The organism is Actinoplanes sp. NPDC026623 (assembly GCF_040638275.1).
In the GTDB taxonomy this organism is placed as follows: domain Bacteria; phylum Actinomycetota; class Actinomycetes; order Mycobacteriales; family Micromonosporaceae; genus Actinoplanes.
The window spans coordinates 64,999-79,514 of sequence record NZ_JBEZXZ010000005.1; the positions used below are offsets into that span (position 1 = coordinate 64,999).

Consider the following 14,516-nt stretch of genomic DNA (forward strand, 5'->3'; position numbering starts at 1 on the left):
TCGATTACTCCTCCTCCACGCCTTCCGTCCGGCGCAGCCTCGCCGCCTGCTCGTCGGCGCCCCGGGCCTCCAGCGCCGCGGCCAGCACCCGGGCGGCGACCCGCCGCGGCGGCGCATCCTGAGCCATCTCCCCGAGGATCGGCCAGAGCAGGTCCTCGGCCTCCTGCGACCGACCGGAGTGGAGCAGCGCCTCGCCGAGCATCGTCGCGACCTGCTCGGCCTCGCCCCGGGCGCCGATGCCGCGCAGCCGCTCGGGCGCACCCGTGACATAGAGCACAGCCTCGACCGCCCGGCCGCGGGCCAGCAGCAGCCGGCTCATCTCGAACCCGAGCATGGCCCGCTCCCACACCGCGTCCGGCTGCTCGCCGGCGTCGGCGGGCAGGCCGGCGTGCCGGCGCTCGGCCAGCTCGAAGGTCTCCTCCGCCGCCTCGACGTCGTCGGCCCAGTGCAGCGCCATCAGCCGGCGGCGCAGCAGCCGCAGCTCGCCGACCGGATCGCCGGCGACGCGCAGGTCCTCCGCGCCGGCGCCGAACCACTCTGCCGCCGCGGCGTCGCGGTCCAGCCGGAAGAGCAGGTCACCGCCGTTCTCGCGGATCTGACCGCGGCCGGCCGGATTGTCGCCGAGCCGCTCGACCAGCGTCTCGTAGAGCGCCAGCGACCCGACGCTGTCGCCGAGCTCACGATAGAGACCGGCCAGTAGGAAGCGGGTGTTGTCGGCGGCCTCGTCGTGCCCGAGCCGCTCGAACGCGGCCAGGGCCTCCTCGCCGACCTCGGCCGCCTCGACGATCCGGCCCGCCTGCCGGTAGGCGTCGGCCAGTTCCTGCCGGACGAAGGCGCCGCCCTCGTCGAGCTCCTGCTCGGTGCAGAGCGCGACGGCCTCGACCAGGTCATCGACGGCCTCGGCGGCCCGTTCGAGCTGGACCAGCGCCCGGCCGCGGCCGAGCCGCGCCGTCAGCGCACTCCCCGGATCGACCGCCGCCAGCACCTCGTCGAACGCCGCGAGCGCCGTCTCGGGATCGCCGGTGAGCTGGCCGAACAGGACCGAGGCGTCGGCCAGCCGCGCCGCCGGGCCGTGCTCAAGGAAGTAGGCCCGGGCCTCGGTCGCCGCGGCCAGGGCCTCCTCGTTGCGGCCGGCCGCAGCCCGGTTCGAGGCGCGCCGCGCCAGATAGAAGGCCGCCAGCCGGGCGTCGCCGGTCTCGGCGGCGGCCTGCTCCGCCCTGTCGTGCGCCGCGTTGGCCTCCGCGGGGCGGTCCTGCACCAGGTCGACCAGCGACAGCCGGGACCAGGCGGCCGCGCGCTTGCGGGCGTCACCGTGAATCTGCTGGTAGGCGGCGTCCGGCTCGACCAGGGCCCGGCCCTCGTCGATCCGGCCCGCCAGGGCGAGCGCGACGCCGAGCCGGCCCCTCGCGACCGAGGCGTCGATGTCGCTGCCGGCCTCGGTGAACAGGTCGATCGCCCGGCTCCAGGCGTCGGCCGTGCCCTCGTGATCGTCGGCCCGCCACCGCTGGCCGCCCAGCAGCATGGCCCGCCGCGCCTCGCGCATCGCCTGCGCCGCGTCGCGCTTCGCCGGCGCGGGGCTCTCCTGCGCCCGGCCGTAGCGGGCGTCGTAGATCGCGAGAACCGCGTCCGCGGCATCGTCGCGATCCTCGTTCTCGTGCTCCTCGGCCAGGTCGAGCAGGTCATCGGCGCCGGCCTCGTCCGGCACCTCGACGAGCGTCGCCTTCGGCTCGGGCCGCGGCTTCGGCGCCGGGCCGCGCCGGGTCGACGGCGAAAGCGGCAGCACCACGTCGTAGGGCTCGGCGGAGATCTCCTCCGCGATCTGCAGGCTCTGTGTCGTCGTGCCGTTGCGCGCGTCGAAGCGCAGCGCCAGGCCGGTCGCGTGCTCCGCGAGCTCCTCGGCCAGCGCCGCGGCGGGGATGTCGCCCTTGTCCCGGCGGTGCACGATCGTGTCGCCGTGGCCGAGCAGGATGAGACGGCGCAGCAGCAGCGCCGACGACGCGGCGAAATTCATGCCCGCCGCCGGCGACGGCGCCCGCTCCAGCCAGTCGATGTGCCGCTGCAGAATCTCCAGCCCACGGTGCTCGTTGCCGGTACGCGCGCAGAACGCGACGTGGTCCCCGATGTCCCACAGGTCGGCGAGGTTGCCGCGCATCAGCCGATAGGAGCGGCGGTGCGCGTCCGCGGCCTGCTCCAGCCGGCCGGTGCGAAGGTAGGGCACCATCAGTCCACGAAGGATCGTCTGCGGCTGCTCGTTGCAGGTGAGCCGGCCCGCCAGCACCGGCTCGGCGAGCGCGACCGCCTCCTCGTCCCGCCCCCGGCTGGACAGATAGGTGACCTGCGACGACGGGTCGCAGCCCGCGCAGTCGGAGAGGTCGTCGCGCGGCGTGGTGTTCCACCGCTCGTAGAGCGCGTCGGCCTTGGCCTCGAGGCCCACGTGCCGGGCCACCACGTAGCGGTGCTTGTGCACGGCCTGCAGGCTGTGGCCGCCCTCGCGGTAGCGGCGCTCCATGTCGTCGAGCACCGCGTAGGTCCGGGCGAGCGGCACCTCGGGGAACTTCGTCAGCGCCGACACCATGTATTTGAAGTGCCAGTGCAGGGTGTGCCGGCTGCGCGCGTGGAACGGCGCGGGGTCGCGATCGAAGTCGCTCAGGCACCAGGAGAAGGTCACGAACGACTTGGCCACCTCTCCGCCATAGGTGTAGGCGGTGGTGGCGAGGATGCGCGCCTCGTAGCCGAGCTCACGCTCGTCCAAGGCGTCGGCGTGCCGGATGACCTGCTCGATCAGGGAGATCTGCGCGGCGCCGTAGGGCATCCGGTGCGCCTCCCGGAGCAGCGCCCACAGCTCCTCGATCGACCTGCTCACCGGTCCTCCCCGGGGACGGCCCGGCCCAGCAGGCCGAGGAACGACGTGTTGAGCAGCGCCGCGTCGGCGGGCCGGATCGGGTGGTAGCCGAGCAGCAGGGCCTGGCCGTAGAGCGCCTCGACGGCGAGGGCGGTCAGGTCGGGATCGCCGAGCGCGGTCACCCGGCGCACGAGCGGGTTGCGGTGGTTGAGCACCAGCTGGGGCCGCTCGGGCGCCTCGGTGTCGGCGAGCGCGTCGAGCACGCCGCCCCACAGGTCGTCGGCCTTCGCGCGGGTGGCGGTGAACTCCTCGTGGAGGTGCGCCGCCCGGCTGACCAGGTAGAGCGCCGGCAGGTTCGCCGGCTCGAAGGTGCGCACGACGACCTCGCAGCCGAGCCGGTCGAGCCGCCGCTGCGCGGCCGACAGGAACGGGCGCAGCCGCAGCTCGACTGCCTGGTCCAGGGACTCGAACCGGGTCGCCAGGTCGGTCGGCTCCAGCCGCTCGACCTTTATCTCCCGGTCCAGCTGCGACAGCCGCTCGATGATCTCCGCGTCGTAGGTGTAGCCGCCGTTGATCAGCCCGACGTCCTGTGCCGCGGCGACCGCCGCGAGCTGGCGGAACTCGTCGGTCGTGGCCGCGTAGCGAAGGAGGCCGTGCCGGGCCCGGAACTCGGCGAGGGTGGTCTGGCCGGCGTTGGTCTCCATCGGCCACCACTGCTCGACCAGGCGCAGCATCTCGTCGTCGTGCAGCGCCAGCGCCTTGACCCCGAGGTGGTGGATGCGCAGGAACTCGGCCAGCCGCCGCGGGTCGGACGACGAGAGCCGCACCAGCCAGCCGCGCAGCTGATCCGCGATGGCCTCCCGGGTGGCCTCGAGCAGGCTGTCGTCATAGAGCGCCTCGCGGCTGGCGGTCGGCCGCAGCTCGGTGCTGTCGACGATGCAGCGGGCGAAGAAGGCCCACTCCGGCAGCAGGCCCTCGACGGCCTCGGCGAGCAGCATGCGCTTGAGGTAGACGCGGTGGCCGCCGCGGGTCGCGGGGTTGACCGGCGTGGGGAGCACGAACGCGGCACCGGTGAGGCCGGCCTCGGGCACGTCCAGCTCGATCACGTCGAACGGGGTGAAGCCCAGGGTGCGCTCCGCGTAGGCGATCGAGGCGCGGCGGCCCGCCGCCCAGGGCACCTCGCCGACGGTGACGGTGGCCCCGTCGACGGTGACCTCGACCGGCAGCAGCGAGCCGTAGAGGGTGGCGAGCTGGGTGACGGTCGCGCCGACCAGATACATCTCGGCGCCGCGGCGCGGCAGCAGGGTGACGGTGGTGCCGGGCTCGCGCTCGGGCCCGGGCCGGACGTCGTAGCGGCCGTCGGCGTAGCCGGTCCACAGCACGGGCGGGGAGCCGGCCCGGCGGGTGTGCACCCGGATCTCGTCGGCGACCAGGAAGCAGGAGAGCAGGCCGATGCCGAACTGGCCGAGGAACTCGTGGCGGGCGAAGCCGAGCTCGTCGCGCTTGGAGCTGCGGCCGATGGTGGCGAGCAGCTCGTGCACCTGCGCCTCGGTGAGGCCGATGCCGTCGTCGGCGATGCGCAGGCTGCCGTCGCCGGTCGCGTCGCTGGACTCGATGCCGACCCGCCCGGAGGCGCCCGGCTCGTCGTGGCGGACGGCGGTGATCGCATCGACGGCGTTCTGCAGCAGCTCGCGGACGTAGACCCGCGGGCTGGCGTAGAGGTGATGGCTGAGCAGGTCGACGATCCCCCGGAGATCAACCTGGAAAGTGTTGCTCACGTGTGGTTCTCGCCCTCCCCGTCGGCGCTTGTGGTCGCTCAGGCTACAGGCAGGCTCCGACGTTTTGGAGCGGATTCCTCCGCCGCCCACCAGCGCCGGAGAAGGGCGGCGACGAGCACCGCGCCGACGGTGTTGACGAGCACATCGTCGATGCTGGACACCCGGCCGATCGCCAGCACCCATTGCAGGGTCTCGATCAGTACGGCCGACGCGAGGGCCAGCCCGAGGATGCGGGGCAGGGAGGCGAGGGCGGCGAAGCGCATCGGCAGCAGGCCGAGGCCGGCGAGGACCAGCAGGTTGCCGACGATCTGGGCGAGCGCCGTGCCCGGGTCACCGGAGAACCACGAGGGCAGGTCGTGCAGCGGGACGAGGTCGATCGACCTCGGCGCGGGCTGCGGCGTGAAGAGCATGCCGAGGAACGGCAGGGTCAGCACGAAGAAGCCGACCTCGGCGAGGGCCTCGCGCGGGCTCCGGGTCCGGCTCCGCCAGAGGTACGCGACGACGCCACCCGCCGGCACCAGCAGCATCGCCCAGATGATCGTGGTCCCGTGGTCCCGCCAGGCCGCCCCCATGCCTGGCGAATCTAGGGGGCGTCCGCCAGCGCGCCGGGCTCCGCGCCCTTGACGATGGGCGCCCGCACCAGGTTTCCCCACTCCGTCCAGGAGCCGTCGTAGTTGCGGACCTGCGGGAATCCGAGCAGATGCTGCAGCACGAACCAGGTGTGGCTGGACCGCTCGCCGATCCGGCAGTACGCGATGACGTCGTCGCCGATGTCCAGCCCCAGGTCGTCCCGGTAGATCTTGGTGAGCTCGTCGGCCGACTTGAACGTGCCGTCCTCGTTGGCCGCCGACTTCCACGGCTTGCTGACCGCGCCGGGGATGTGCCCGCCGCGCAGCGCACCCTCCTGCGGATAGGCCGCCATGTGCGTCAGCTCGCCGGTGTATTCCTGGGGCGAGCGCACGTCGACCAGCGGCCGGCCGCTCGCCACGTGGCCGCCGACCTGGTCGCGGAAGGCGCGGATCTGGCCGTCCTCACGCACCGGCACCGGATAGCTCGCCGCCGGGCGCTCGGTGCGGTCACGGGTCAGCGCGCGACCCTCGGCGACCCACTTCTGCCGGCCGCCGTCGAGCAGCCGGACGTCGTGATGCCCGAAAAGACTGAAGACCCACAGGGCGTACGCCGCCCACCAGTTGAAATTGTCGCCGTAGAAAACGATCGTGTCGTCGCGGCCGATGCCCTTGCGCTCGCACAGGGCGGCGAAGGCGGCAGGGTCGAGATAGTCGCGGACGAGTTGGTCGTTCAGCTCGAGATGCCAGTCGACCTTCACCGCGCCGGGCAGGTGGCCGCTCTCGTACAGCAGCACGTCCTCGTCCGACTCGACGACCACCAGGCCGGGGGTGTCGAGATGAGCGGCGAGCCACTCGGTGGTGACCAGCTTGTCGGGGTGGGCGTACGCCTGCAGCGACGGCGCCGGGTCGTTCTCGACTGACATGCCACTCACGCTATCGCGTCGACCGTGGCCGGCCCGGGCGTTCGCCGGCGCGCTGAGGCACCGGCGCGAGTGACGCGGCCCTCGTGCCGACCACGGCGCCGACCGGGCACGACCGACGTATGGTCGAGATCGTGAGCGACATGCCGCCCAAGCTGGCCGAGATCGTCGACGACTTCGCCTCCGCGCCGCGCGACGTCGTGCTGGAGATGCTGCTCGAGTTCTCCGACGCCGTGCCGCCCCTGCCCGACGCCCTCCGGGGGCACGAGGGCATGGAGCAGGTGCCGGAGTGCCAGACGCAGTTCTTCCTGCGCGCCGAGGTGCGGCCCGACCACACGGTGCGGACCTTCTTCGACTGCCCGATCGAGGCGCCGACGACCCGCGCGTTCGCCGGCATCCTCGCCGAGGGGCTCGAGGGCGCGACGGCCACCGCGATCCTGGCGGTGCCCGACGACCTCTACCACCGCATGGGCCTGGCGAACGCGATCAGCCCGCTGCGCATCCGCGGCGGCACGGCGATCCTCGGCCGGCTCAAGCGCCAGATCCGCGAGCAGGAGGACGCGAAGCCGTGAACATCGAGGTCTGGTCCGACGTCATCTGCCCGTGGTGCTACATCGGCAAGCGCCGCCTCGAGACCGCGATGCGGGACTTCGGCGGCGACGTGACGATGACCTTCCGGGCCTACCAACTGGATCCCGCGCCGGTCCCGCGCCCGATACCGATCAGGCAGGCCCTGGAGGCGAAGTTCGGCGGCCGGGACCAGGCCGACCGGATGTTCGCGCACGTCACCGGCGTCGCCGCGGCCGACGGCCTGACCTTGAACTTCGACCGGGCGATCGCCGCCAACACATTCGACGCCCATCGGCTGATCGCCTGGGCCGCCACCCAGGAGTTGCAGCTCAGCATGATCGAGGCGCTGCAGCGGGCCCACTTCACCGACGGCGTCGACCTGGGCGCGCACGCCGAACTGGCCCGGCTGGCCGGCTCGATCGGCCTCGACCGGCAGGCCGCGCTCGCCTACCTGGCGACGCCGGCGGGCACCGATGCCGTGAACGCCGACCTGGCCGAGGCCCGCGATCTGGGCATCACCAGCGTGCCGACCTTCGTGGTCGACCGGAAGTTCGCGATTCAGGGCGCGCAGGAGTCGGCCGTGCTGCGCTCCGCGCTCGACGAGATTGCCCGCCGGGAGGGTGTCGACGTCCGTCGATGAGGTTCCACGTGAAACGTCATCGACGGGTCACGATGTCTCGTCGCATCGCGATCCGCTGCGCGGGGTCCAGCCCGTGCCGGGCCTCCTCGGCCATGAGCCGCACCAGTTCGGGCCCGCGCTCGCCGGGGTCGAGCGTGGCGAAGCCGATCCGCTCGTAGTACGGCCCGTTCCACGGCACGCCGCGGAACGTGGTCAGGGTCAGCGCGCGCAGTCCCCGGCCGGCGGCCCAGGCATCGACGTGATCGATCAGCCGCCGGCCGATGCCGCGGTGTGCGTACGCGGGGTGCACGCTGACCTGCTCGATGTGCGCGAGCCCGTCGACCGGCATGACCAGGATGAACGCCACCGGAATGTCCTCGTCACCGGCGAAGACCCAGCTGCGACCGGCCCGCACGAACTCGGTGAGGGCCTCGATGGTGGGAACCGGATGGTCCGCGATGTCCGGCATCCCGACGTCACGGAAGAGTTCGCCCGCCGCAAACTCGATCTCCTGGATGACGATCAGATCGGCGGCCCGGGTCGGCCTGATGGCGTTCACGCCCTAGACGCAACCAGCCCGCCGGAACCCCGTCCAGGGAATTAGCCGGCCAGGCCCTCGATGACCTCGGCACCGGGCAGCACGCCCAGCGCCGGCCCCGGGATGGCGATCTTGCTGTGCCGGACCCCGGATCCGATGATCGTGTGCGGCATCGCGACCACCCGGGCGTCGACGAGCAGCGACCACGACGGCGGAAGCCCGATCGGCGTGATTCCGCCGTACTCCATGCCGGTGAGCCGCACCGCGTCGTCCATGGGTGCGAAGCTGGCCTTCCGGGCGTCCAGGTGGCGCCGCACGACCCCGTTCACGTCGGCGCGGGTCGTCGCCAGGACGACGCAGGCCGCGTACCGGGTGACGTCGCCGCGGCGCCCGGCCACGATCACGCAGTTCGCCGACTCCTCGAGGCTCACGCCGTAGGCCTCGCAGAAGGCGGCCGTGTCGGCCAGGTCGGCGTCGATCGGCGCGACCAGCACCTGGTCGCGGTCGATAAGCGCCTCGGCGGGCCACACCTGCAGGGCCGCCGCGACCGGCGCGGCGAGCAGGTCGAGCCGGGACGTCGCGGGTTCGAGCTTCAGGGTTCCGAGCACGCCCGACATCCTCCCCGAGAGCGCCGCCGGCGGCCAGCCGAATCACCCGTTCACTAAGCCCTGCTGTGATCTTGCCGACCGTCCTTGGATGTGGAGGAGAGACGAAGCGCACGGGTGGGGACCGTCAGCGGTCTCGCCCTGCTCGCCGGCGGCACCGCCGTCGCCGCCGTGACCGGCGGCAACACGGTCTTCTCCAGCGCCCTGCTCGGCATGCTCGCCGCCGGGTTGAGCCACGCCCTGCTGACGGAGATCCGGCGCCAGGCGCGCCGCCGCTCGCCGGGCGGCTGGGCCGTGCAGGACACCGTCAACGCGGTGCTGCTCGCCTGCCTGGCGGTGGGCGCGCTGATCGCGACGGTCCTCGTCATGACCCCGTCGACGGCCCGGGCCGTCGGTCTCACCCTGACCATCGGGTACGCCGCAAGCAGCGCCTACTTCGTCCGCGAGCGCCGCCGGGCGATAACCGCACCGGCCGCCGAGGCCCGGTAGCCCTCAGAACACGGGCAGCGCGACGATCAGCGGCGGGATCGGCACGCCCGGCCCGTCCGGGCTCACCTCGGGCAGCGGCACCCAGTCGAGACCGACCGGCAGCGGCCCGCCGACGTGCGGCCCGAGCTGCGGCTCCCCGTCGGCGACCGTCACCGCGAAGACCGACGTCATCCCCGACGGGTACGGCGTGTCCAGCACGAAGTGCGCCTCCTTCACCACCAGGCCGACCTCCTCGAGGACCTCGCGCCGGACCGCGTCCTCCGGCGTCTCGCCGGGATCGATTCCGCCGCCCGGAAGCGTCCACCATTCGCGGTTTCCGTCGCGCAGGCTCCGCTCGTGCACCATCAATACCCGGCCGTCCCGCACGATGATGGCCGCGGCTCGTTTCCGTCCACTCACGAGTGAAGGCTAACCGCCTGACCATGGCCGTAAGGTCACGGGGAACCGAAAGTAGCGTCGACAAGAGGTGCACCCGTGCCACAGGAACCCATCGATGCCCCGCCCGCTCCCCGGAAGGCCGCCGCGGGGGTCGCGTCGTGACGGCGTATCCGACGGTCGGGGTCGGCCTGCCGATCGTCGGCCCGCACGCCACACCCGAGGCCGTGGAGTTGATCGCCATGGCGGCGGACCGGCTCGGTTTCCATAGCCTCTCCGTCTCCGAACGCCTGCTGTTGCCCGGCGACCCGGATTGGGCCAACGACTTCGGCCTGCCGCAGTGGCCGTCCTACGACGCGATCGAGTCGCTGACCTGGGCGGCCGCCAAGACCGCCCGGGTGCGGCTGCGCACGGACATCATCGTTCCGCTGTTCCAGCAGCCTGTGGTGCTGGCCCGGCGCCTGGCGACGCTCGACCGTCTTTCCGGCGGCCGGCTGGACGTCGGCGTGGCGCGCGGATGGCTGCCGGAGGAGTTCGCGGCCACCGGAGTCGACCACGACGACAAGGGCGCGGCATACGAGGAGAGCGTCGCCGCTCTGCGCGCCTGCTGGGGCCCCGATCCGGTCTCGTTCAAGGGACGGTATTTCACCATTCCGCCGTCGCGGATCGGTCCGAAGCCGGTACAGAAGTGCCTGCGAATCTGGGCGGGTGCGGTGACGGAGGCGGCGACCCGCCGGGCCGCCCGGATCGGCGACGGACTGACGATCGGCTTCCGCAACTGGGAGGCATCCCTGGCCCAGGCTGCCTGGTATCACGAATCGGGGGGCACCGGTCCGATCGTGTTCCGCGCCGGGCCGATGCTCGCCGACGCGGAGCATGTGACACCACCGAGCACATGGACCGAGCCGTCGATCGTGGCGGACCTGGCCCGCGCCGCGAAGGCCGGAATCGACCACGTCGTCTGGGACCTCAACATCGTCGACACCGACCCCGCCGATCAGGTCGCGGCCATGACCGGCCTGGCGGAGCGGATCGGCCTCTCGTAGCCGGCCCAGGTCTACACGCTGCGCAGCATCCGCTCGAACCTTTCGCGCCGCATCGGGCGCGCGTGGTCCTGGCGGCTCTCGGCGAACGCCGCCAACACCGTCGCCCGCTCCCGCTCGGAGAGAATCCCCGCGAACGGCGAGGCCTCCCGCAGATCGACCGCGTACGCGGCGGGCGAGGTGAGCGTTTCGAGCACCGCCTCGACCCCCTCATCGAGCACGGCGTCCCAGCGGTCGAGCCACTCCCAGTCGCGGCCGTCGGGATGCATCCACCGCAGCCGCCGCAGGTTGATCTCGGCCGCCGCCAGCACCGCGCGCGGGTCCTGGACCATCCGGCCCGCGACGGCCCGATGCAGCCACAGCGTCTCGAGCTGCTCCCGGGTCATCCTCGGGCGGATGAAAGCCTCCACATCGTGGCGGCGGATGCGCCGCTGCTGGCCGACGGTGACGTAGGGCAGCAGGCCCCGGAGGCACAGGTCGACCACGCGCGCCCGCGACGAGCGCAGCAGCACCGCGGCCTCGCCGGTCGTCAGCAGCTCTCGAGGGCGCATCGTCACACGTGGATATTGACGGTCGACCGAACCTCGACGCAACAACCGAACGGCTATTGACTCTTTCACCAACGCGGCACAAAGATCGCCGCTCGAGGACGACGCGCTCCGGGGGACGACCAGCGGGGGTGCGGCGTGGTCCCGGCTGCACCCGTACGGAAGGCCGATGGACGGATCGGCAGCCACGCCCGGCCGAGTCGGCATGGGTTCGCTGTTCGCGGCGTCGACTCCCCGCCATCACCTGCCGAACTGCCGTACGGAACTGTCCGGATAACCGCCCGACCTCGTCCGGGCTTGTACGGACAACCCCGCCCAGCCTTCCGGAACGAGCCCCGGGGCCGGATCGTCTTCGGCAGACGTCCGAATTCGAACGCCGGTCGTCACAACGCGCTTTTTCGAGAGGACATGGGTATGACCATCGCCAAGCCCGATAACCGCCGCCGTAACGGGCGCAACCTGCTGCGTACGTTCAGCCTCATCGCGGCCGTGGCCGCCAGCCTGACGGGCGTCGCTGCGGTGCACGCCTCGACTGCCTCAGGTGCCGGCACGAAGGTCGAGGCGGGAAGGACCGGCCCCGGCGGATGGCTGGACCAGTGGTGCACCGCACAGGGTGGAGGCATGTCCTCCAACTCGGACGGCACCGAGACCTGCAACCTGTAGCTCGGCCCGATTCGCCGCGACGCCCGGGGGCAGCCTGAGAAGGTGCCCCCGGGCGTTCTGCTGCTTTGTGACGCTTCGCAACGACCACGGCCATTCCACAGATCCGGGCGCCGGCGTTCAATCAGCCGGCTGGTCCGAGCAGGCGCGTTGTGTGAAGCATTCGACTGTGGGGATCCGAGGAAGCCTTCAAGCATCGGCACCACGCGAGTCGGTCGCGTTGGTCGCCGAATGGGCATCGGTGGCCCCGGGCCGGTGAAGCGGGCGGGGATCGCGGACATCGGTTCGCGGCGCATCGTCCGGAAGGGTCATGGGCACGATCCACACGTAGCGCATCCACCCCGCGCGTCGGGCAGGACTACAGCGATGCCGTGCGAGCCGCTGATTCCGTCGCCCGAGGCGGGTGCCGGTCAGGGCGGAGAAGACGAGGCCGATGCGGCGTGGCCTGCATCGGAGCGGTGGTGGGCCGGACGTTGCACCATGCGAACCACGCCACCACCATCCCCGGCCGCACACTATCGGGACGTTTGACCAGCTCAAGGGAAATTCGATCAGCCGGCTAGCCTGGCTTGCACCCGCCGTTAGCCGTCTCGGGCGGCTGCGCTACCAGGCTGGGGGACCGAGATGGCGTCGCACTTCGGCCGCGAATCTGGGCACGCCGGTGCGCTGCAGAAGGACGAGGACCTCCGGCACGGTGTTCGGCGTTCGCCGATAGGACGCGGCTTGGTGACGGAGCACGTCCATGGTCAATCCGGGGTAGAGATCGAGTTGGTCGAGGAGGAAGTCGTCGGGGTGGATGGCCACGACGTCGTAGGGCTTGAGGGCCGGCTCGGGGAAGTCACGGAGGTTGAAGGTGACGATGACTTCGGCATTGGCGCGTACGGCGGCGGCCAGAACATGCCGGTCCTTCGGATGGTTCGTCATACCGTCAACAAGTGACTCGTAGCCAGTGACCAGGGCGTCGGGGAATGACCGGCTCATCTGGCCGAGCCGCCGATCGACCCGATCCGGTGGTAGCCCACGCTCGATGAGGTTGCGCCGCAGTTCGGCGAAGACGTCGGCCGACCAGAGCGGCCGGTACGCGGAAGCCTCGGCGAGGCGAAGCAACGTGTCGCACAGGTAGGCCGGGTAGGGCACGCAGGTGTCAAGGAACGCCGGGAACGCCACCATGACCGGCTGTCACCTCGACGGCGGGGAGTCGAGGGTGATCTCGTACAGGCCGTCGTCCTCGGCATCGGCGGCCATCTGGTCCAGGGCTCGGCGGCGTTCGGTGCGGGTGCGTTCGGAGTAGTCGAGGATGTCACGCAGCAGGACTCGTCGATGCCGGCCGCGCAGGCTGTGCGGGATCTCGCCGTCGGTGAGCAGGCGGACCAGCGTGGGTCGTGAGATGTTGAGCAGGTCAGCGGCTTCTTGGGTGGTCAGCATCGTGTTGTGCGGGGCGATCGAGATAGCCATGCCCTGGGACAGGGCGCCGACGACGTCGCGCAGTAGTTCGTAGAGTTCGGCCGGGATGTCGAGCTGCGAACCGTCCGGGCCCACCAGCTTCGCTCGCGCGGGCGCCTCGGCGTCGGCGTCGGCCATACCGCGCGCGAAGCGCACCAGGTCGGCGGGGTTTTCCGGCGGCAGGACGGTCCGTTCACGCAGGGTGCTCGACATGAGGCCAGCATACCGCTATTCGAAAAAACCGAAAGCCCGCTACGATCTGGCGAAGCCCAGCGCCCGATAGCCGGGAATACGGCGCTGCAACGAAACGGCCACGATCGGCGTAGCACACCAAGCACCTCGGTCTCGAACGGCACTGTCAGGTCGCCCTCGATCATGGCGAAGAGGCCACTGAGCTGCTCATGCTCGTCGTAACAGTCCACAACCGCCTCGGCGACCAAGGCATCGAGCTCGGCATCACTGAGTGAAGACACCCGCGCAGGACAGAGAATCGCATCCGGCGCTCCACCAGCAGCCGACGACAGCGAACCGTCGGACTGCTGTTCGCATGCAAGATCAACATGGGCCGGACGTTGCACCATGCGAACCACACCACGGCCGTCCCCGGCAAGCCCTTACTGGGACGTTTGACCAGTTCAAGCGGCAGTAGGCGTGCTCGAGCGCCGCACTTCTCGATCGTGGTGCACGTCAGCTTCCCTGCAGCTATTCCAGCCATGAAAGTGGTACCGTTTTAGGTACGACTTTAGGAGGTATTGTGACTGCCGCGATCAGCGCCAGCGAGGCACGCAAGACCCTCTTCCCGCTCATTGAACGGGTCAACGAAGACCACACCCCCATCGAGATCGTGTCCAAGCGGGGCAACGCGGTCCTGGTGAGCAAGGACGACTGGGACTCGATCATGGAAACCAACTACCTGCTTCGATCCCCAGCAAACGCGAAACGCCTCGCCGAAAGTGTCGAACAGTGGCGGGCCGGCCGAGCCACCGAGCGCGAGTTCGGCCATGAGGAGTGAAGCTCAGCTGGACCGATAACGGCTGGGACGACTACCTGTACTGGCAGACCCAGGACCGCAAGACACTCAAGCGCATCAACGCGCTGATCGCCGACATCAAACGGAACCCCGACGGACCCGGCATCGGAAAACCGGAGATCCTCCGGAACAACCTCGCCGGGCTCCGGTCCCGGCGCATCGACGACGAACACCGCATGGTGTACGCCATCGAACCCAACGAGATCACCATCATCTCCTGCAGATACCACTACGAGTGAACCGGCCGGCATCTGGAAACTCAGCTTCGTGCGCACACGCGTCACTCACCGACCGGGACACGTCTAAGTGACGCGCTCTCATCGCCCCACTCCGGCCAAGACTCCTGGGCATCGGCGAGACATCGACTTTCGCCGCCGGCATCAACACGCCGCTCCCCGACCGCACGATCGCCGACGGCCGTTCGCCGGCGCTCTACGGCTCCCATGGGCCACAGAGAAGAACCATCGGCCCGTCATCCGGGCCGATG

Annotated in this window: 17 protein-coding genes; 7 read left to right on the forward strand and 10 right to left on the reverse strand. The window is 71.0% G+C overall.

All coding sequences use genetic code 11. The features are described from left to right. Nucleotides 1-4: 4 nt before the first annotated feature. From AB0F10_RS02810 to AB0F10_RS02825, 4 genes are read right to left on the reverse strand one after another with little or no spacing between them, the layout of a single operon-like run. Nucleotides 5-2,863 (reverse strand): tetratricopeptide repeat protein, encoded by a 2,859-nt coding sequence (locus AB0F10_RS02810; RefSeq protein ID WP_360620089.1) that lies wholly within the window; start codon nt 2,861-2,863, stop codon nt 5-7. Beyond that, nucleotides 2,860-4,620, reverse strand: a complete 1,761-nt coding sequence (locus AB0F10_RS02815; protein ID WP_360620090.1) for an HSP90 family protein — start codon at nt 4,618-4,620, stop codon at nt 2,860-2,862. Before AB0F10_RS02815 ends, AB0F10_RS02810 begins: the two co-directional genes overlap by 4 nt. 38 nt (nt 4,621-4,658) lie before the next feature. Beyond that, nucleotides 4,659-5,192, reverse strand: coding sequence for a VanZ family protein (locus tag AB0F10_RS02820; protein ID WP_360620091.1), 534 nt, complete (start codon nt 5,190-5,192; stop codon nt 4,659-4,661). Between the two features lie 11 nt (nt 5,193-5,203). Beyond that, nucleotides 5,204-6,112, reverse strand: coding sequence for a sulfurtransferase (locus AB0F10_RS02825; RefSeq protein ID WP_360620092.1), 909 nt, complete (start codon nt 6,110-6,112; stop codon nt 5,204-5,206). A 131-nt stretch (nt 6,113-6,243) separates the two neighbouring features. Between AB0F10_RS02825 and AB0F10_RS02830 the strand changes: the two genes are divergently transcribed. Together AB0F10_RS02830 and AB0F10_RS02835 are read left to right on the forward strand one after the other, a co-directional pair. Beyond that, complete coding sequence (locus tag AB0F10_RS02830) at nt 6,244-6,681, forward strand: SufE family protein (RefSeq protein WP_360620093.1); 438 nt, start codon at nt 6,244-6,246, stop codon at nt 6,679-6,681. Beyond that, nucleotides 6,678-7,319: a DsbA family oxidoreductase gene (locus tag AB0F10_RS02835; protein WP_360620094.1), complete on the forward strand. Its 642-nt coding sequence runs from the start codon at nt 6,678-6,680 to the stop codon at nt 7,317-7,319. Before AB0F10_RS02830 ends, AB0F10_RS02835 begins: the two co-directional genes overlap by 4 nt. Before the next feature lie 16 nt (nt 7,320-7,335). Here the strand turns inward: AB0F10_RS02835 and AB0F10_RS02840 are convergent, their stop codons facing one another. Both AB0F10_RS02840 and AB0F10_RS02845 read right to left on the reverse strand, forming a co-directional pair. Beyond that, nucleotides 7,336-7,857: a GNAT family N-acetyltransferase gene (locus AB0F10_RS02840; RefSeq protein WP_360620095.1), complete on the reverse strand. Its 522-nt coding sequence runs from the start codon at nt 7,855-7,857 to the stop codon at nt 7,336-7,338. 41 nt (nt 7,858-7,898) lie between these two features. Then, complete coding sequence (locus AB0F10_RS02845; RefSeq protein WP_360620096.1) at nt 7,899-8,453, reverse strand: YbaK/EbsC family protein; 555 nt, start codon at nt 8,451-8,453, stop codon at nt 7,899-7,901. A 105-nt stretch (nt 8,454-8,558) separates the two neighbouring features. Here AB0F10_RS02845 and AB0F10_RS02850 point away from each other — a divergent pair, with 105 nt between their 5' ends. Continuing rightward, on the forward strand, nt 8,559-8,930 hold the full coding sequence (locus AB0F10_RS02850) for a hypothetical protein (protein ID WP_360620097.1): 372 nt from the start codon (nt 8,559-8,561) through the stop codon (nt 8,928-8,930). Between the two features lie 3 nt (nt 8,931-8,933). Here the strand turns inward: AB0F10_RS02850 and AB0F10_RS02855 are convergent, their stop codons facing one another. Continuing rightward, complete coding sequence (locus AB0F10_RS02855; protein ID WP_360620098.1) at nt 8,934-9,329, reverse strand: NUDIX hydrolase; 396 nt, start codon at nt 9,327-9,329, stop codon at nt 8,934-8,936. A gap of 137 nt (nt 9,330-9,466) precedes the next feature. On the opposite strand from AB0F10_RS02855, the gene AB0F10_RS02860 reads away from it, so the two are divergent. Further along, the gene (locus tag AB0F10_RS02860; protein WP_360620099.1) at nt 9,467-10,351 is read left to right on the forward strand and encodes a TIGR03619 family F420-dependent LLM class oxidoreductase; all 885 of its coding nucleotides are present in this window, start codon (nt 9,467-9,469) and stop codon (nt 10,349-10,351) included. 11 nt (nt 10,352-10,362) lie between these two features. Here AB0F10_RS02860 and AB0F10_RS02865 read toward each other — a convergent pair whose 3' ends face one another. Further along, the gene (locus AB0F10_RS02865) at nt 10,363-10,899 is read right to left on the reverse strand and encodes a helix-turn-helix domain-containing protein (protein ID WP_360620100.1); all 537 of its coding nucleotides are present in this window, start codon (nt 10,897-10,899) and stop codon (nt 10,363-10,365) included. A 411-nt stretch (nt 10,900-11,310) separates the two neighbouring features. Between AB0F10_RS02865 and AB0F10_RS02870 the strand changes: the two genes are divergently transcribed. Then, nucleotides 11,311-11,559, forward strand: a complete 249-nt coding sequence (locus AB0F10_RS02870) for a hypothetical protein (RefSeq protein WP_360620101.1) — start codon at nt 11,311-11,313, stop codon at nt 11,557-11,559. Nucleotides 11,560-12,159: 600 nt separating this feature from the next. On the opposite strand, the gene AB0F10_RS02875 is transcribed toward AB0F10_RS02870, so the two are convergent. Both AB0F10_RS02875 and AB0F10_RS02880 read right to left on the reverse strand, forming a co-directional pair. Beyond that, nucleotides 12,160-12,726, reverse strand: a complete 567-nt coding sequence (locus AB0F10_RS02875; protein ID WP_360620102.1) for a PIN domain-containing protein — start codon at nt 12,724-12,726, stop codon at nt 12,160-12,162. A gap of 9 nt (nt 12,727-12,735) precedes the next feature. Next, the gene (locus tag AB0F10_RS02880) at nt 12,736-13,212 is read right to left on the reverse strand and encodes a helix-turn-helix domain-containing protein (RefSeq protein WP_360620103.1); all 477 of its coding nucleotides are present in this window, start codon (nt 13,210-13,212) and stop codon (nt 12,736-12,738) included. Between the two features lie 541 nt (nt 13,213-13,753). Between AB0F10_RS02880 and AB0F10_RS02885 the strand changes: the two genes are divergently transcribed. Together AB0F10_RS02885 and AB0F10_RS02890 are read left to right on the forward strand one after the other, a co-directional pair. Continuing rightward, complete coding sequence (locus tag AB0F10_RS02885) at nt 13,754-14,011, forward strand: type II toxin-antitoxin system prevent-host-death family antitoxin (protein WP_360620104.1); 258 nt, start codon at nt 13,754-13,756, stop codon at nt 14,009-14,011. Continuing rightward, nucleotides 14,008-14,268, forward strand: coding sequence for a Txe/YoeB family addiction module toxin (locus tag AB0F10_RS02890; protein WP_360620105.1), 261 nt, complete (start codon nt 14,008-14,010; stop codon nt 14,266-14,268). The genes AB0F10_RS02885 and AB0F10_RS02890 overlap by 4 nt, the downstream gene beginning before the upstream one ends. Nucleotides 14,269-14,516: the final 248 nt, after the last annotated feature.